This window comes from Syntrophales bacterium, from assembly GCA_030018935.1.
Lineage (GTDB): Bacteria > Desulfobacterota > Syntrophia > Syntrophales > CG2-30-49-12 > CG2-30-49-12.
The window spans coordinates 49,261-65,006 of record JASEGZ010000004.1 but is presented as its reverse complement, the minus strand read 5'-3'; the positions used below and the strand labels follow the sequence as shown (position 1 = coordinate 65,006).

The window sequence follows — 15,746 nt, the reverse complement described above, 5'->3', positions numbered from 1 at the left end:
TTAATTCCCTTATCCCTTATACTTTACAAAGAGCCCTTTTCCTGAAGTAAGGCATCTAAAAAATTTATAGCGTGTGGGACATAAAAGCTCCACACGCTATACTATTATTCTCTAAGATCAAGAAGATTATAGGGTTAATTGACTTAATCTGAAGTTAAAAGCTATGCTCCGTTCTGCAAATGATGCTGTCTTGCGTCTCCTTTGGTATATCAATAAAGTAAGCGCTATAGCCTGCGATTCTTACCTGGAGATCGGGGTACTTTTCCGGATTTTGCTGGGCATCTCTTAAAGTTTCAGAGTTAACTACATTAAACTGGATATGGGGGATAGTCATCTTTTCATACCATTCTTTCAAATATTCAGCGAAGAGTTTTTTGTTCTCTCCCTCAAGAAATGCCGGCATAAAGCGCTGGTTAAAGAGGCCGGTATGGAGAAAAGGCACCTTGCCCACGGAGTTAAGTACCGCTGTAGGACCTTTCTTGTCAGCGCCCGCCGCAGGCGAAAAGCTACCATCAGCCATAATATCGGACATCATCCTGCCGTCGGGTGTGGCTCCAATGCCTAAAGCCATTGCCTGATAAGCAATTACCGAACTTCCATCTATGATACAGGGGTTATCCCATGCATCTTTAATGTTGTGAACAGTTTCGTACATTCTCCTTTTTACCTTTACCGCCCACTCATCAACATAGTCATCGTCGTTGCCGTACTTGGGAGCATTAAGGAAATCCTGACGCATCTCTTCATAACCATCCCAATTTGATTTCAGTGCGCAAAGAAGCTCATCCATCGTATATTTCTTCTCCTCAAAAACCAGTTTTTGGATGGCTGCCAGTGAATCAGCGACATTTACAAAACCTAATGAGATTAACTGGGGCTCGCTGTCAAACTCCAGATTATACTTATACAGATCATCACCACGCTCCAAAGTCTCATCGAGCATCAAAGAATTAAGAGGATCTGCGTTATGATCCATGATTACCTGATGACCTATATTATGAGAAAGAACAGCTATTTTTGTGTAGAAGTCTAATTGCTCACATATAGCATCGAGTAATTCATCGCCTGATTTCATCTCCCTCGGATCTTTGGTTTTCGGTCTTTCCATGGAATTTATCCTCCTTTCAAAAATAAAGGGATTGGGGCTCTGGCCCCAATCCCGCTTTTACTGGCTAAAGGCATCTTTCCCCTGGTAAAGGGCATATTCCATCATCTTGGGCGCGCCTAAAAAACTTATTACCGGGAAAAAACCTGAAGAAAGAGGTTTGCCTGTACAAGTCATGGCCACACACCCCGCCGCCTGGGTCCTCTTGGCATCTTCAAGAGAATAACCACGCATCAATGCCCACCTCTCCAGTAGTTCCTCATTAAAAATTGCCGGATGACCGGTCCCAGCCCGGATCAGTTCAATAACCCTCTCTATTACATCAGGATTTACATTACGGTGATAACGGAACATGACAGGAGGTTGATTGATCCGAACGTCGGCCATTGCTTCCAGGACCAGGCAGGTCAGATCATTTGATGCATCCCTTCCATCAGGCCTCGAACCGCCAATATTGGCCGTATAGAGTACATCAGTGCCAGCCGTCAGGGAGAAGGTTTGAGGATGTTCGATATAGTTGCCTACCTCCTGAACTTTCAGCATCCAGCATTCTATCATCTCTAATGCCTTAGCCCTGGTGAGTTTTCCTTCTTTCATATCTTTCTCATAGTAAGGCCACCATACCTGGTCAAGTCTACACCCCGAACCATTGCCGGGTATCGCAAGAAACCTGCCAACTACCTCATTAAACCAGAAAAACTGGAGCGCTTCCTGGAAAGTACGGGGGGGATTTGCCGGGACCCACTCACAAACGGCTGCAATCTCTTCTAATTCCTTTTTGCGAACTGGGTCCTGCTCTTTTTGCGCCTGTTCCCTGGCAAGTTCAGCATATCTTTGGGCAAATCTGATCAGCGCCTTTCCACATTTAATCATACCTCCCCAGGTATTCTTCTTATGGATATAATCAGCAGGATGCATTTCAAAGGATTTACTTTCCAATTCCTTAAGTTTTGCTTCTGCCTTTTCAACCCTTCCTTTGACACCTCCCTGGAAAATTTTTTCGTAATCATAGTCCATCAATGTCCGTCCGGCATTCCAGAGATCTGCAAAAAAGCATGGGTTAGTTGGAGAGCGATGTACAAACGGCGATACCTCTTTTGGCAGAACCGACTCTACTAAACATTCCTGTGATTTGTCTTTCCAGTAATCATAAATCTCCTCGAGTATCTCTTTTTTCTCTTCGGGCGTTACCATATGCTTAAAGCCGGTTTCCAATGACTCCGGTATATAGGATACGGAAATTTCAGGATACCACCTCACCTCATCGGGTGCACTATTAGGATCCCCCACAATAAGCTCTCCCGGTTTAATAAAGATGGGCATCTCTTCACATAACCTGGACATAACTTCTGCCTTTCGTAATACAACCGGTTTCCCTTCAGTTTCTTTAAAAGCCTTCGTAACAATCCTTGCCCTATCAACATCGAGTCTTACATCCTTTCGGAAGCTGACCACACCCAATCCACTAACAACATCAGCCCAATCTTTTATTATTACCGCCTTTGAATAGCAATCGTCCCTTAGTTTAGCAACCCTGGGTGTACAACCAAATCCCCAATCGTAAGGCCTGGCCTTTTTTGCCTGGTCCTCAAATGAAATCGTCCCCAGTTTTGGAATTATCTCTCCCATCGTACCTTCCTCCTTTCTTATTTCCTTAAATGTTAAATGAAACAACCTTCCCTTTTGGAATTACTTATTACTACCGCATCCCCTTTAATTAAAATCCCCCCTTTCGTTATTTGAGACGATGATTTAAAAGATTTTCGAATTGTTCGAGTGAAGGTAGTTTACTACTCTTATCATGAAATTTTTAATTCTGCAAAATTCTTCTTAGGTCGAGAGTCGGGGGTCAGGAGTCGTGAGCAGAACCTTTACTTAACTTCAGACTCTAGACTTCTTAAGCTCCAAGTGCGAATTAAGATTTTTTTCGGTTTCGACTTTTTCATACAATCCTGTTAAAATGTAGAAAAGCAATTACTTGGTGGAAACAACAAGCGGCGCTTCCGTGGCCCCGCGTTATAGCGGCGGTCTCTTGCGTCCGATCTTCTGACTTCTTGCTCTAAGTCGTAAAATTTAAGGGGGATAAGTTCGTGAAAAGTAGATTTAATCTGGACAGCTACCAGCCAGTTTCCGTAGTAAATCAACTCAGGGCTTCCATTTTACAGAAAATTAAGAAAGGAGAAGAGATACTGCCGGACATTCAAGGCCGGGAGGAAACAAAAAGAGATGTTCTACGGGCGTTACTTTCCGGCTACAACATTTATCTGGTTTCTGAAGAGGGGACAGGGAAAACAAGGTTAGCCAAATCTTTGACCAGGCTTTTATCTCCCATCCCGAGGATAAAAAATTGCCCTTATAATGATGATCCGAAGTGGCCTGCTCATTTATTATGTCCAAGATGCATTGAAGATCCGGTAAGAGAATATGAGCTGGTAGCGGGTGAACGTAGATTTTCCCGCATTCAGGGCAATGACTATACTGATGAAGCAAAATTACTGGGCCTGGTAGATATTCAGGCCATAGTCCAGGGCAGAAGCCCAACGGATGCCATGGCCTTTGCCGCCACAGGTATCTTCAGGGCTAATCGGGGCATCTTATTTATTGATGAATTGCCGGCTATTCGAACCAAGGTTCAGGTTCTGTTACACCCTATCCTGGAGGAGAAGAAAGCCATCCTCGAAGAGTACAACTGGGAGCATCCTCTTGATATTGTCCTCGTGGCTACTGGCAATCCGCAGGGTTTTTCCCATGTTAATGAGGTTCCACGTCCCCTCTTAGACAGGTTAGAACTGATCTATATGCCCCTGCCCACTAAAGAGATAGAAATGGAGATTATGCTGCGAGAAAAATTTAAAACCGAGAACTACTTACAGGATATGGGAAGAGAAGAGGATTGCCTCCCCCAGAAGATAAACATGAAAGAGAATGAAAGGAAGGTAGTACTACCCTGGTGGATAATGCATCTTTTGAATGAAAGTATAAGTCACAGCCGCAAATGTGGGTTGTTAGACAGAAGGACAAGTCTCAGGGGGAGTTACAGGGCGCTCGACCATACCTATGCCAGTGCTGAACTGGAAAATAGAAAAGTGGGGTATCTGCAGGATGCCGTTGCTGGATTAAAGCTGGCCTTGCGCGGTCGCATAGAATTGAAACCTGATTTGATAGACTTCGAAAATCCTGAGGAGAGTTTTAAGCGTACCGATGAGGTAAGCGAAGATTTACTGTGGAACGCCTTTGAAAATCTGAGATTTTCTATCCTCGCAGAATGTGACAGGGAAAGACTGGCGAAGGATATAAGGCAGGTTATCTTATGTTCTGAAGAAATTAAAAATCTCACCCTTAAACTTCAGAAATATGGGGAATTAAACCGGGTTATAAAGAAAATGGAAATGGTGGGAATGGAAAAGGTAAAGGGTGAGTTGCTCAATGAACGGGAGAAGGAAGTCTTTACGGAACCGGCTGCCGCTGACCAGGAAACCCTGGAACAATATAACTATTCAGCTTTTGAGACTGTTTTAAATACGGCCTTACACGGCAATCTAATAGCGGAAGAGGAAATCAAAGGCAGGATTTTTACCCCGGCGATGATCGGCTGGGCAAAGGGGAGAGGATAAATGGAACTCTGCCAGAGATGCATGTTTGAACAGAAAGAGGAACAGGATAAGATTTTGCAGGAGCTTGCCTATTCTAAAAATCGCACCGTAAGAGATTTACTCAAGTATCTCAGGGACGGCGGCAAGGGGAGCATCAGGGATAAAACGCTCGAACATGTCAAGAAAAGGGTGAGGGGTGAAGAACCGGGGGATCATATTAAAGTGGAGGGTGGCTATGAAAATCTTGCCGATGGGATTCTACCGGCAGATGTAGAGGGTTGCCTGGAAAGGTATGTTGAGCAGGGCGATCTAAAACTGGAAAAAGGTCAGGTGATAATAACTCAAAAAGGCGGTCAAAAACTGGCAGATATAGCAAGGGTCAATTTGGAAAATCTGATGAAAAAAAGGGAAGCCGGCACCTATAAAGTAAAAGAGGTGGGCTATGGTCTGGAATTGGCCTTATCTACGAGGAAATATAAGTATGGCGATGCCTACGGATCTGTTGATATTCAAAAAACACTTCTTAATTCTCTAAAGAGAAAGGCATTAACGGAAAAGAATATCTCCGATGCTCATAGAGGAAGAAAGTCTCCTATTTCCTTAGAACGGGAAGACTTTGAGGTTTTTGAGAAAAACAACGAAAGTAAAATCAGCATGGCCTTATTGATTGATGAAAGCGGAAGCATGGGTGAGGAGAAAAGAGATGCGGCCATCAGCACCTGTCTGGCTCTGGCGAGGACAAAAAGACCGGGCGACACTTTAAAGGTTATCGTTTACTCCTCGCAGATCAAGGAAATATCCTACTGGGATATCTTAAATATAAATCTTTTAGGTGGCACTACAGATATAAAGGCCGCTCTACTGGCCGGCAGGAGGGCTCTGTGCAATGAAAGGGGAAACAAACAAGTATACCTTATTACAGATACCGAACCTAATACGGAAAATGGCAAGTATGTGGGATTTGAAAAAGCGGCACCCGGTGTAAAAAAAGAAGCCCTCCAATACAGAAGGGAAGACATTACCCTGAATATAATAATGTTGGGGGAAAAACCAGGGCTGAAAGATTTTGCCTCTCAACTGGCTAAAATTAATGCGGGTCGTGTCTTCTTTACCTCTTCGGATAATCTGGGAAGGGTAATAATTGAGGACTATTTATCTGCCCGGAAGAGTATCGGCGGGAGGTCTATTTGAAGCAGATCTCAAAGGATGGGTAAAGCTAAATATATCACTTAAAATTAAATTTGAGAAAGTTAAAAAAAGGGAGGTGTAGAGGGAGTATGTATGAACTTACCGAAGAACAAAGAATGGTGCAGCAAGCAATTAGAAAGATAGTATCCAAGGAAGTAGAGCCGAAGATAGGGGAAACAGATAAAATCGGGGATTTCCCTTTCGATGTCGCCAAAATGCTGATAGATCACGGATTCCATTTGCTGCCCCTTCCTGAAGAGTATGGAGGATATGACAGTGTTCTTATGAACTGCTTAGGCATAGAGGAGCTTTCGGGCAAAACAGCACGGAAGCCGGTTAAGCTCAACGCGCAACAGAGAGAACTGATAAGCAAAATGCAACTCAAAATGCCGAAAATGATCATGTAGTCCATAAAAATGAAAAGCGATGCTAAATCAAATCAACGAGTTACACAATAGTTTCCGGAAGCCGGGATATAACTTAAATTAACTTTGCGTAGAAATGGGATTTCTTACTTAAAAACTTTGGAGTTTATGGAAAGGAGATAAAAAATGAATCTATCCTTGAATGAAGAACAGGAGATAATAAAGAGAACTACCCGGAATTTTCTGGCAAAAGAGTGTCCAACAAGCCTGGTACGGGAGATAGAGGAAGGGAAGAGGGAATTTTCCCCTCCCCTCTGGCGGAAGATGGCAGAGATGGGCTGGCTGGGTTTAATATTCCCATCTGAATATGGTGGCAGTGAAGGTAATTTCCTTGATCTTGCGGTGCTTCTGGAAGAAATGGGAAGAGCGTGCGCACCGAGCTGGTTCTTTTCCACTATCCTCCTGGGGGCACAGAGTATCCTTAATATCGGTAACGAAGAGCAGAAGAAAAGGCTGCTTCCTGCTATAAATAACGGTGAATCCCTGGGAACCATGGCTATAATTGAACCTCAATCGGGCTCCGATGTAGCAAAGATCGAGATGACTTCCAGAAGGGAGGGAGATACTTTCTCTCTAAATGGTATCAAACTCTGTGTACCTGATGCCCATATTGCCGACTGGATGGTTTGTGTTACAAGAGGTAAGGGAGAAAAAAATGGGAGTCCTGCTATGGGACTTTTCCTCGTAGATAAAGAAAGCCCTGGTATATCCATTACTCCTCTTATGACCATTTCAGGGGATAAGCTGTTTGAAATAAAATTTGATAATGTGAAGGTATCTGCAGAAAACCTCCTTGGCGACGGGGAGCAGAGTACGGCAGATTTAGAAAGGACATTGCAGCGAGCCGCTCTGGCTAAATGTGCGGAGATGGTCGGCGGGGCGCAAAAGGTTCTGGAAATGACAGTAGATTATGCCAAACAGCGGGTGCAATTTAATCGTCCCATAGGAAGCTTCCAGGCTATCCAACACCACTGTGCCAATATGGCCATTGATCTTGATTGTTCTCGTTACCTTGCCTACTATGCGGCATGGATGCTAAGTGAGGGAATCCCCTGTGAAAAGGAAATAGCAATGGCGAAGGCGTTTATCAGTGATGCCTATATCAACATTACCACCTTAGGCCAGCAGATACATGGTGGTACGGGTTTAATTAAAGAGCACGACATGCAACTTTATTTCCGACGTGCCAAGGCGGCAGCTCTATCCTTAGGTAACGGCACCTTTCAACGGGGGATAGTGGCCAGGGAAATGGGACTTAACTAACTTAACTTGAAAATAAGAAAGAGGTGATTGGGATGGATTTTCGTTTTTCACCGGAAGAAGAGAGATTTAGAGAAGAGGTTTGTCATTTCCTGGATGCAGAGGTAACCGAGGAGATGATTGAAGAGGTGGAAAGGGGGACAGAGATAGGGATAGGGCCACATACATGGGAACTCATGCGCAGGCTGGGCAAGAAAAAGTGGTTGGCTCCTGCTTTTCCAGAAGAATATGGAGGAATGGGTGCCACCCGCTGGCAGCAGTTTATTCTCACCGATGAAGTGTCGTACCACAGAGCTTTACCATTAGGTCTTTGCGGTGTTACGATTGTAGGACCTATGCTGCTTCATTCCGGAAGTGAGGCACAGAAGAGAGAGTACCTTCCCAGGATAGCCAGGGGGGAGATTGACTTTGCCCTGGGGTACACAGAGCCGGAAGCCGGCTCAGACCTGGCCAATCTGCAGATCAGGGCGGAGAAAAAAGGGGATTTTTACGTCGTAAATGGACAGAAGACTTTTAACACGGGATGCCATTTTACTCAATATGTATGGCTCGCCGTCAGGACAGACCCCACTGTCCCCAAACATAAAGGGATATCCCTTTTGATTGTTGATATGAAGACTCCGGGTATCACGGTGCGCCCCTTATGGGTTATGGATGGTGAGAGGAGCAACGAGGTCTTTTATGATGATGTTAAGGTTCCGGTAGAGAATCTGGTCGGTGAAGAAAACCGGGGGTTTTATTATATCTTGACTGCCCTTTCCTACGAGAGGATTTTACCCATGGGAGAGCTGCGACGTATCTTTGAAGAATTTGTCGGCTACATTAAAGATCAGGGGCTTGGCAAAGATCCTCTCGTTCAACAGCATGTGGCCCAACTGGCCACCGAGTTACAGGCGTTGTATCTTATTGCCTACCGTGTGATATGGCTGATAGAGAATAAGATGGCCCCAAATTGGGAGGCGCCCATGGTCAAAGTATATATGACCGAATTTATGAGGAGGTTCAGTAATACGGCGATGGAAATTATGGGACCCTGCGGTCAATTACAGAAAGGTTCCCCCTCGGCCCCCCTTATGGGAAGAATAGAGCGTCTCTATCGCCATGCAGCCCGCCGCAATATTTCGGCAGGAGCTTCAGAAATTCAGCGAAATACCATCGCAAGAATAGGGTTGAATCTACCGAGAGGTGAGGGATAGAAAAATTAAATTTGAGAAAGTTAAGTAAGAAGGGGAGGTGTAGAGGAAGTATGTATGAACTTACCGAAGAACAAAGGATGGTGCAGCAAGCAATTAGAAAGATAGTATCCAAGGAAATAGAGCCGAAGATGGGGGAAATAGATAAAATTGGGGATTTCCCTTTCGATGTCGCCAAAATGCTGATAGATCACGGATTCCATTTGCTGCCCCTTCCTGAAGAGTATGGAGGATATGACAGTGTTCTTATGAACTGCTTAGGCATAGAGGAGCTTTCTAAAGCAAGTATAGTGGTGGGTTATATGTTAGGGGCGCCGTCATCGGTAGTGAATTGCTTTAAGGGATCAAAGAATGAAGTAGCGAAGAAGAAATATCTCAAGAGGTTAGCTGATGGTGAATTCCCCGCCTTCTCCATAACTGAGCCTGATGCGGGGAGTGATGTGGGAGCAATAAGAACAAAGGCTGTTTTAGAAGGAGATGAATATGTTATAAACGGAGGAAAATGTTTTGTCACACAAGGGGGAGTGGCAGATTTCTATGTTCTTTTTGCCAAATTGAGTCCAGAAAAAGGGTTAGATGGAATAGGAGCATTTGTGGTAGATAGGAAAACAGAAGGAGTAAATATAGAGAGAATAAATGAAGAAATGGGGAAGCATTGTGGACCAACAGCAGACATTTCTTTAACAGATGTCCGGGTGCCAAAGGAGAATCTGCTAGGTGGTGAAGGGGAGGGAATGAAATTGGGATTTGAGGCAATAAATCCCACTCGCCTTTATGTCGCTTCTACGGCATTCGGTGCAGCTGAAGCCGCTTTGGATTACGCCACCAGATACGCTAAGGAGAGAGTAGCCTTTGGCAGGAAGATATCTGAATTCCAGGCAGTTCAGATGCTGCTTGCGGAAATGGCTATACGTATAGAGGCTTCTCGCTCTCTGTTATACCGAGTTGCTTCTATGATGGACGATCCAAAGAAAAAGGAGAGAACTCCAGGATTTGCCGCGCTTACTAAATGTTTTGTCACTGAGAAGGCACTTGAGGTGGCTAATTATGCGATGGATGTCTTAGGCGGGCATGGATATATGATGGATCATCCATTAGAGAGAATAATGAGAGACATAAAATCTTCTCATTATATGGAAGGGACAAATCAGATCGCGAGAGTGCATACTGCAAGGGCCGTGTTAAATGGCACGATAAATGATTCTCTTTGAATCTCTTGCATGGCAAACAAGAGTTGTATTATTGCGGAAAATCGGTATGCTATTCTAATTCAATGGGAAAGCGGCATGGGACTTTGTTCTAAGTGACTGAAGGTTCTTAAGTTTCAAAAAAGGAGGTTAGCAAAATGGCCCAGGTAGAAACTGAAAAGAGAATTACAGAGGAGATGAGAAAGCGAAGAGCCTATTGGAGTAAGGCTATGAGGGGTAAAGGGAGGATATTGGCTGGGGAAAAGGATGTAGCGCGCATCCCTTATCGTGAAGGTATAACACTTGATATCGAGAGGGCACGCTTAGTCGCCATGGGATATAAGGAAGCTGAGGCATTAGGGGAACCACCAGTGCTTCAAAGAGCGAGGGGCTTAGCCAAGCTTTTAGATAATATGACCCTGTACATCCTCCCTGATGAACGGATCGTGGGGAATATTAATGGTAAGCCCGATAGTGTGGTCACCTATCCTGAGCTTTGGTGGAGGTGGCTGGATAAAGCCCTCGATACGGACTATAAAACCCTGCTCAGCGACGAGGAGAGGCAGGAACTTCATGAAATTCATAAGTACTTCTCAAATAAAGCGGTGCATGGGATGGAAAGACAATTGCTCCCTCCCGAAGTGCTACCTTACTGGTTTTACAATAACCATGGAGCTATGTCCTGGCTGCACGGTGGGCGCACCGGAGTAGCTAATTACGAAAAGGTATTTAAATGGGGACTGAAGGGGATATTAGAGGAGGCAAAGGAGAGGCTAAAAAAACTTGATTCAAATCCAGATGAATACCTTGCCGCCGATTATCTGGATAAAAAGCAGTTTCTTCAAGCAGTTATAATATCTTTAGAGGCAGGCATTAGATATGGGCAAAGGTGGGCAGAGAAGTTAACAGAGGAGGCGCAGAGGGAGACGGATGGCAAGAGGAAGAAGGAGTTGGAGGAGATGGCTCGGGTGTGGGAGCAGGTGCCAGCAAATCCAGCCCGAACTCTCCATGAAGTTCTCCAGTGCTACTGGTTTATATTCCTTGTTACTCGCATACTTGACCTGCAGACGCCTGGAGGAGGGGATAGATTTGACCAGATTATGTATCCCTTCTACAGGAAGGATGTAGAAGAGGAGAAGAGGTTTACCAGGCTCGAGGCCCAGGAACTGGTAGAGCACCTCTTCCTCAAGATGAATGAGGAAGGACAATTGGTCCCTCCGGTGCAGGCGGGTGGTGGCATGACCTTAATGACGGCGCGGGTTTTGACCCTGGGAGGGCAGACCCGTGAGGGAAAAGATGTCACCAATGAGATGACCTATTTAGCCATGGATGCGGCTAATACGACAAAGTTAGCTCAGCCGGCACTGGCGATAAGGCTTCACAGGGATACTCCAACGCAATTCCTATATAAGATCGCTGACTCACAACGGATAAATGCCGGCATTTACTCTTTCTTCAACGACGAAATGATGATTCCCTACCTTGAAAGCTTTGGTATTTCCCATGAGGACGCCCTCGATTACTCCACTGAAGGGTGCATGAGATGGGCCATTCCGGGCAAGCCTTTAGGTTGTCGCGCCCTGGGGGGCTATGAAGTTTTACCCAAACACTTAGAGTATGCCCTATATCAGGGGTGGAATAAATTCAGCGGTAAGAAGTGGGGTGTTGATAGCGGTGATCCACGCACCTGGACCTCCATAGAGGATGTGATACAAGCCTATCTCACCCAGTTAAGATTTTTTATGGAGAGACATATTGCTATTTGTAACCTGGTGGATGTTCTGGATGGGAAATATTTATATCAGCCTTTCCTTTCCGCCTTGCTCGACGGTTGTATTGAAAATGCTAAGGATTGCCGGCATTATAAATTCTTTCCTAATACGATTATTCAACCTGTGGGGCAAATAACCCTGGTTAATTCCTTAGCCGCCATAAAGAAACTCATCTTCGATGAGAAAAAGGTTACTATGGATGAACTTATAGACGCCTTGAAAAACAACTGGGAAGGGAAAGAAGAGCTACGCCAGATGTTCATCAATGCCCCCAAATTCGGCAACGATGATGATTATGTTGATTCGCTGGCAAGGGATATCTACTCAAGAACTACGCAGGTTATCAGGAGCTTTAAGAACATTTGGGGCGGAGACTGGCTTGAGGATGGCACAGGGGGCGCTACCTATTTTGCCTATAGTGGGCTTCTTGGGGCCACTCCTGATGGGAGGAAAGACCGTCAAAACGTCAATGATGGGACGATTTCCCCTGAGATTGGCACAGACAAGAAAGGTCCCACGGCGGTCCTCAACTCTGTGGCTAAGATAGACCATAAGGGGACTATGACCCATCTACTTAATCAAAAATTTACCCCTCAGTATCTAACTGAGGAATATAAAGATGTCTTTGCTTCCTACCTTCGCACCTTCGTTGATTTAGGGATTCACCATATCCAATTCAATGTTCTGGATAGGGAAGCTTTCATTGATGCCCAGCAAAATCCGGAAGAGTATGGGGACTTAGTAATCCGGGTAGCTGGCTTTAGCGCTTACTTCGTTGATTTAGAGAAGGGGCTTCAAGATCAGATTATCGCCAGAACTGAGCAGGAGCTTGCCGCATGAAGAAGGAGAAAATAAATGGTCACTTTAAGGGATAAATGGGAAGAAAGAGAAGCAACGATCAAAAGGTTGAAATGGGGAGGTGGACCTTCCGAGATAGAGAAGGTCCACCAGCAGGGTAAACTCACTGCGAGGGAAAGAATAGAGAAGCTTCTAGACCAGGGCAGTTTTCAGGAAATAGATCTTTGGAGTTCGGCCTACAAAACAGGTTTTGATATTGATGAGGTAGATGCTCCTGGAGACGCTGTGATTGTGGGGCAAGGGGAAATAAACGGGCGACCTGTCTTCGTTTGGGCGCAGGATGCTACCGTTTTAGGCGGCACTATGGCTGAAAACCATATCAGGAAAATAGTTACCGTAATGGAGAAGGCCCTTAAGGAAAGATGTCCTATAATAGGGATGTATGACTCGGAAGGGATGAGAATACAAAACTTAGTTCATGCTCACAGTCATTTTACTCCAGGTTTGATGATGCGTTTCCAGACCCTTTCCTCGGGGGTAATTCCTCAGGTTTCGCTTGTAATGGGTCCTTGCGTCGGGCCTGCCGCATTATCGGCTGTCCTAACAGATTTTGTTTTCATGGTCAGAGGGACAAGCTATATGCACGTGGCTCCCCCACCCCCGCTGGTTACTGGCCGGGAGATAGGCGATGCTAAAATGCACTCAGGGAGAAGCGGATGCTGTAGTGTGCTGGCAAGAGATGAAGGTGATTGTTTGGAAAAATGTAGAGAATTAATAAGCTTTTTGCCATCAAATAACGAGGAAATGCCTCCCATTGTTGAGACTGGAGATGACCCTGATAGGGTGATGGAAGATATCCTCGAAGTAGTGCCGGCTGACCTGAGTAAGTGGTTTGATACCCGTGAAGTAATTAAAAGGGCGGTAGATAACGGTTATTATTTTGAAGTTAACAGAGATTACGCACGAAATTTAAGCGTGGGTTTTGCCCGGTTTAATGGGCAAACTGCAGGAATAATAGCGAATAACTCAGGTTGGAAAGGAGGATGTGAAGATACCGATAGCGCAGATAAGCATGCTCGCTTTACTCGATTTTGTGATGCCTTTAATATACCAATAGTATATTTTTCTGATTGTCCTGCGTTTTTACCCAGTGCTGTTGAGGAACGTAAAGGTATCCTTCGTCATGGCACTATGGTGATACATGCCACCTCAGAAGCTACCGTCCCTAAGATCAATGTAATTGTAAGGAAACTTTATGGCGGGGCACAGTTAGTTATGCCGGTGAATTTCACTAAGGCAGACCGCTATTTAGCGTGGCCTACTGTAGAGCGTGGAGTAATGGGAGCTGCCGCGCTCGCCTCTGTCGTTTATTTGGGCAGGATAAAGCGAGCGAAAACCCCTGAAGAAGCGGCGGAAATAAAGCGCAGAGGAACTGAGGTAATGGAAGTGCAGGTACAGAGGTTTTCTTCTGAGACAAACGAGGACATCATTGATCCGCGCTTAACAAGACAGGCTATTATCAGAGCATTAAAAAGCACAGCCGATAAAAAAGAAGGAAGACCGCCGAGGAAGCACGAGAATATCAATTTGTAATATCAGTTATCCCCTTAGCGAGGTGTGAAATGGAGGGAAAAATAAGAGAAAAAATCAGGGAAATAGAACAGGAGAGGGAGAAGAATAAGTTAGGAGGCGGGCCAAAGGAAATAGAGAGACAGCGTGGAAAGGGGAAGCTAACAGCCAGGGAAAGGATCGAGTTGCTCTTTGATTCAGGAACCTTCCATGAATCAGAGTTATGGGCTCAGCCTATGAGGACAGGCTTTGATGATATTGATGCCCGATCCCTTCCTGGCGATGCAGTGGTTATCGGTTTTGGCAAAGTACATGGGCGTTGGGTCTATGCATACGCCCATGATTTTACCGAAATGAGCGGGACGCAATCTGCGGTGCAGCATAGCAAAGTAACCAAAGCAATTGACACAGCTACCAAAATGATGATCCCTTATGTGGGAATAGTGGATAGTGCCGGGATAAGGATACAAGACATGATGGGTGAACCTACGTTTAGGGCACCCATTAGTGGCTACGGAATAGGTGAAACAGGAAGCTTTATGTATTCCCCTCCCTGGGCATCAGGGGTAATACCACAGATCGCTTTACTGCTGGGGCCGCAATTCGCAGGTTCTTCCTATTCGCCCATACTAAAAGATTTCTTGATCATGCGTAGAAGTCCTGAAGTTTTCATGGCTCTTTGTTCTCCTCCGGCAATTAAAGATGTTACAGGAGAGGTGGTGACTTATGCAGATATTGGAAGCTCTGAGGTTCATGCTGAAATAAGTGGCACTTCTGATTTGGTCGTTGATTCTGATGAAGAGGGAATAGGAAAGACCAGAGAGCTTTTGAGTTTTCTGCCATCGAACTATAGAGAACGACCACCTATCATTGATACTGGCGACCCTTCCACCCGGAGAGATGAGGAGCTGTTGAACCTTGCTGAAAAGAGAGATATGTATGAAATCATCTATCGTCTCATAGATAACCGTCATTTCTTCGAGATAAAGCCAGTTTATGCAAAAAACGCAATTATAGGTCTCGCCCGCCTAAGTGGCCAGACAGTTGGAATAGTGGCCAATAATCCTCAAGTAATGCAGGGCGCTATAGATAGGGATTCCTCGGATAAAATGGCGAGATTTATCAGGTTCTGTGACGCGTTTAATATTCCTCTAATTTTCTTAGTAGATAGCGTAGGTTTTCTTCCCAGCAAAGAGCAAGAGGAGTTAGGATTGGAACGACATGCGGCAAAGGTTCCCTACGCTATCTGTGAGGCTACTGTCCCTAAGATTACTATTTATGTAGGGGAGTGTTCCGGTTATGCTGAATTCGTCATGGGCACAGGACCGATGGGAGTAGATTTAACAGTTGCCTGGCCGACGGCAAAAGTAGGATTCTTAGACCCAGAACTCGCCGTTAATACCATTTATGAAAAGGAATTAAAGACTGCGGAAAATCGCGAAGAGGTTCGAAAAAAGAGGATAGAAGAATTCGTCCAGAAATATAATAACTTATATCATGCTGGAGCGCGGCAATTAATCCAAGATATAATAGACCCCCGCGATACAAGACCGCAATTATCAAACGCCTTAGCCTGCTTTGCAAATAAAGAAGAAGTAAGACCCTGGAAGAAGCATGGGAATATCCCTCTTTAAGATATTGTCAAAAGTTTTATGA

Annotated in this window: 10 protein-coding genes and 1 pseudogene; 9 read left to right on the top strand and 2 right to left on the bottom strand. The window is 45.0% G+C overall.

From position 1 onward, the window contains the following. Positions 1–154: 154 nt before the first annotated feature. Both QMD03_01785 and QMD03_01780 read right to left on the bottom strand, forming a co-directional pair. Positions 155–520 carry a glycine radical domain-containing protein gene (locus QMD03_01785; protein ID MDI6775963.1) on the bottom strand — a complete coding sequence of 122 codons (366 nt, stop codon included), beginning with the start codon at positions 518–520 and terminating at the stop codon, positions 155–157. Positions 521–628: 108 nt separating this feature from the next. Continuing rightward, a pseudogene (locus QMD03_01780) lies at positions 629–2,734 on the bottom strand (pyruvate formate lyase family protein). Positions 2,735–3,195: 461 nt separating this feature from the next. On the opposite strand from QMD03_01780, the gene QMD03_01775 reads away from it, so the two are divergent. From QMD03_01775 to QMD03_01735, 9 genes are all read left to right on the top strand, one after another. Continuing rightward, positions 3,196–4,719, top strand: coding sequence for an AAA family ATPase (locus QMD03_01775; GenBank protein MDI6775962.1), 1,524 nt, complete (start codon positions 3,196–3,198; stop codon positions 4,717–4,719). Continuing rightward, complete coding sequence (locus QMD03_01770) at positions 4,720–5,889, top strand: VWA domain-containing protein (protein ID MDI6775961.1); 1,170 nt, start codon at positions 4,720–4,722, stop codon at positions 5,887–5,889. It abuts the gene before it with no gap. Between the two features lie 86 nt (positions 5,890–5,975). Then, a complete protein-coding gene (locus QMD03_01765; protein ID MDI6775960.1) occupies positions 5,976–6,293 on the top strand; it encodes an acyl-CoA dehydrogenase family protein in 318 nt (105 codons plus the stop codon). 144 nt (positions 6,294–6,437) lie between these two features. Then, positions 6,438–7,574, top strand: a complete 1,137-nt coding sequence (locus QMD03_01760; protein ID MDI6775959.1) for an acyl-CoA dehydrogenase family protein — start codon at positions 6,438–6,440, stop codon at positions 7,572–7,574. Positions 7,575–7,606: 32 nt separating this feature from the next. Further along, the gene (locus QMD03_01755) at positions 7,607–8,767 is read left to right on the top strand and encodes an acyl-CoA dehydrogenase family protein (GenBank protein MDI6775958.1); all 1,161 of its coding nucleotides are present in this window, start codon (positions 7,607–7,609) and stop codon (positions 8,765–8,767) included. Positions 8,768–8,817: 50 nt separating this feature from the next. Then, positions 8,818–9,975, top strand: coding sequence for an acyl-CoA dehydrogenase family protein (locus QMD03_01750; protein ID MDI6775957.1), 1,158 nt, complete (start codon positions 8,818–8,820; stop codon positions 9,973–9,975). A 134-nt stretch (positions 9,976–10,109) separates the two neighbouring features. Continuing rightward, entirely contained in the window at positions 10,110–12,563 is a 2,454-nt protein-coding gene (locus QMD03_01745; protein ID MDI6775956.1) for a pyruvate formate lyase family protein, read from the top strand. Between the two features lie 15 nt (positions 12,564–12,578). Further along, positions 12,579–14,114 (top strand): carboxyl transferase domain-containing protein, encoded by a 1,536-nt coding sequence (locus QMD03_01740; protein MDI6775955.1) that lies wholly within the window; start codon positions 12,579–12,581, stop codon positions 14,112–14,114. A 29-nt stretch (positions 14,115–14,143) separates the two neighbouring features. After that, positions 14,144–15,724, top strand: coding sequence for an acyl-CoA carboxylase subunit beta (locus QMD03_01735; GenBank protein ID MDI6775954.1), 1,581 nt, complete (start codon positions 14,144–14,146; stop codon positions 15,722–15,724). Positions 15,725–15,746: the final 22 nt, after the last annotated feature.

Bases quoted from the DNA above. Each gene is read 5' to 3' on its own strand.
- QMD03_01765 (MDI6775960.1), top strand. From the start codon at position 5,976: ATGTATGAACTTACCGAAGAACAAAGAATGGTGCAGCAAGCAATTAGA.
- QMD03_01750 (MDI6775957.1), top strand. From the start codon at position 8,818: ATGTATGAACTTACCGAAGAACAAAGGATGGTGCAGCAAGCAATTAGA.
- QMD03_01785 (MDI6775963.1), bottom strand. From the start codon at position 520: ATGGCTGATGGTAGCTTTTCGCCTGCGGCGGGCGCTGACAAGAAAGGT.
- QMD03_01755 (MDI6775958.1), top strand. From the start codon at position 7,607: ATGGATTTTCGTTTTTCACCGGAAGAAGAGAGATTTAGAGAAGAGGTT.
- QMD03_01745 (MDI6775956.1), top strand. From the start codon at position 10,110: ATGGCCCAGGTAGAAACTGAAAAGAGAATTACAGAGGAGATGAGAAAG.
- QMD03_01740 (MDI6775955.1), top strand. From the start codon at position 12,579: ATGGTCACTTTAAGGGATAAATGGGAAGAAAGAGAAGCAACGATCAAA.
- QMD03_01770 (MDI6775961.1), top strand. From the start codon at position 4,720: ATGGAACTCTGCCAGAGATGCATGTTTGAACAGAAAGAGGAACAGGAT.
- QMD03_01735 (MDI6775954.1), top strand. From the start codon at position 14,144: ATGGAGGGAAAAATAAGAGAAAAAATCAGGGAAATAGAACAGGAGAGG.
- QMD03_01760 (MDI6775959.1), top strand. From the start codon at position 6,438: ATGAATCTATCCTTGAATGAAGAACAGGAGATAATAAAGAGAACTACC.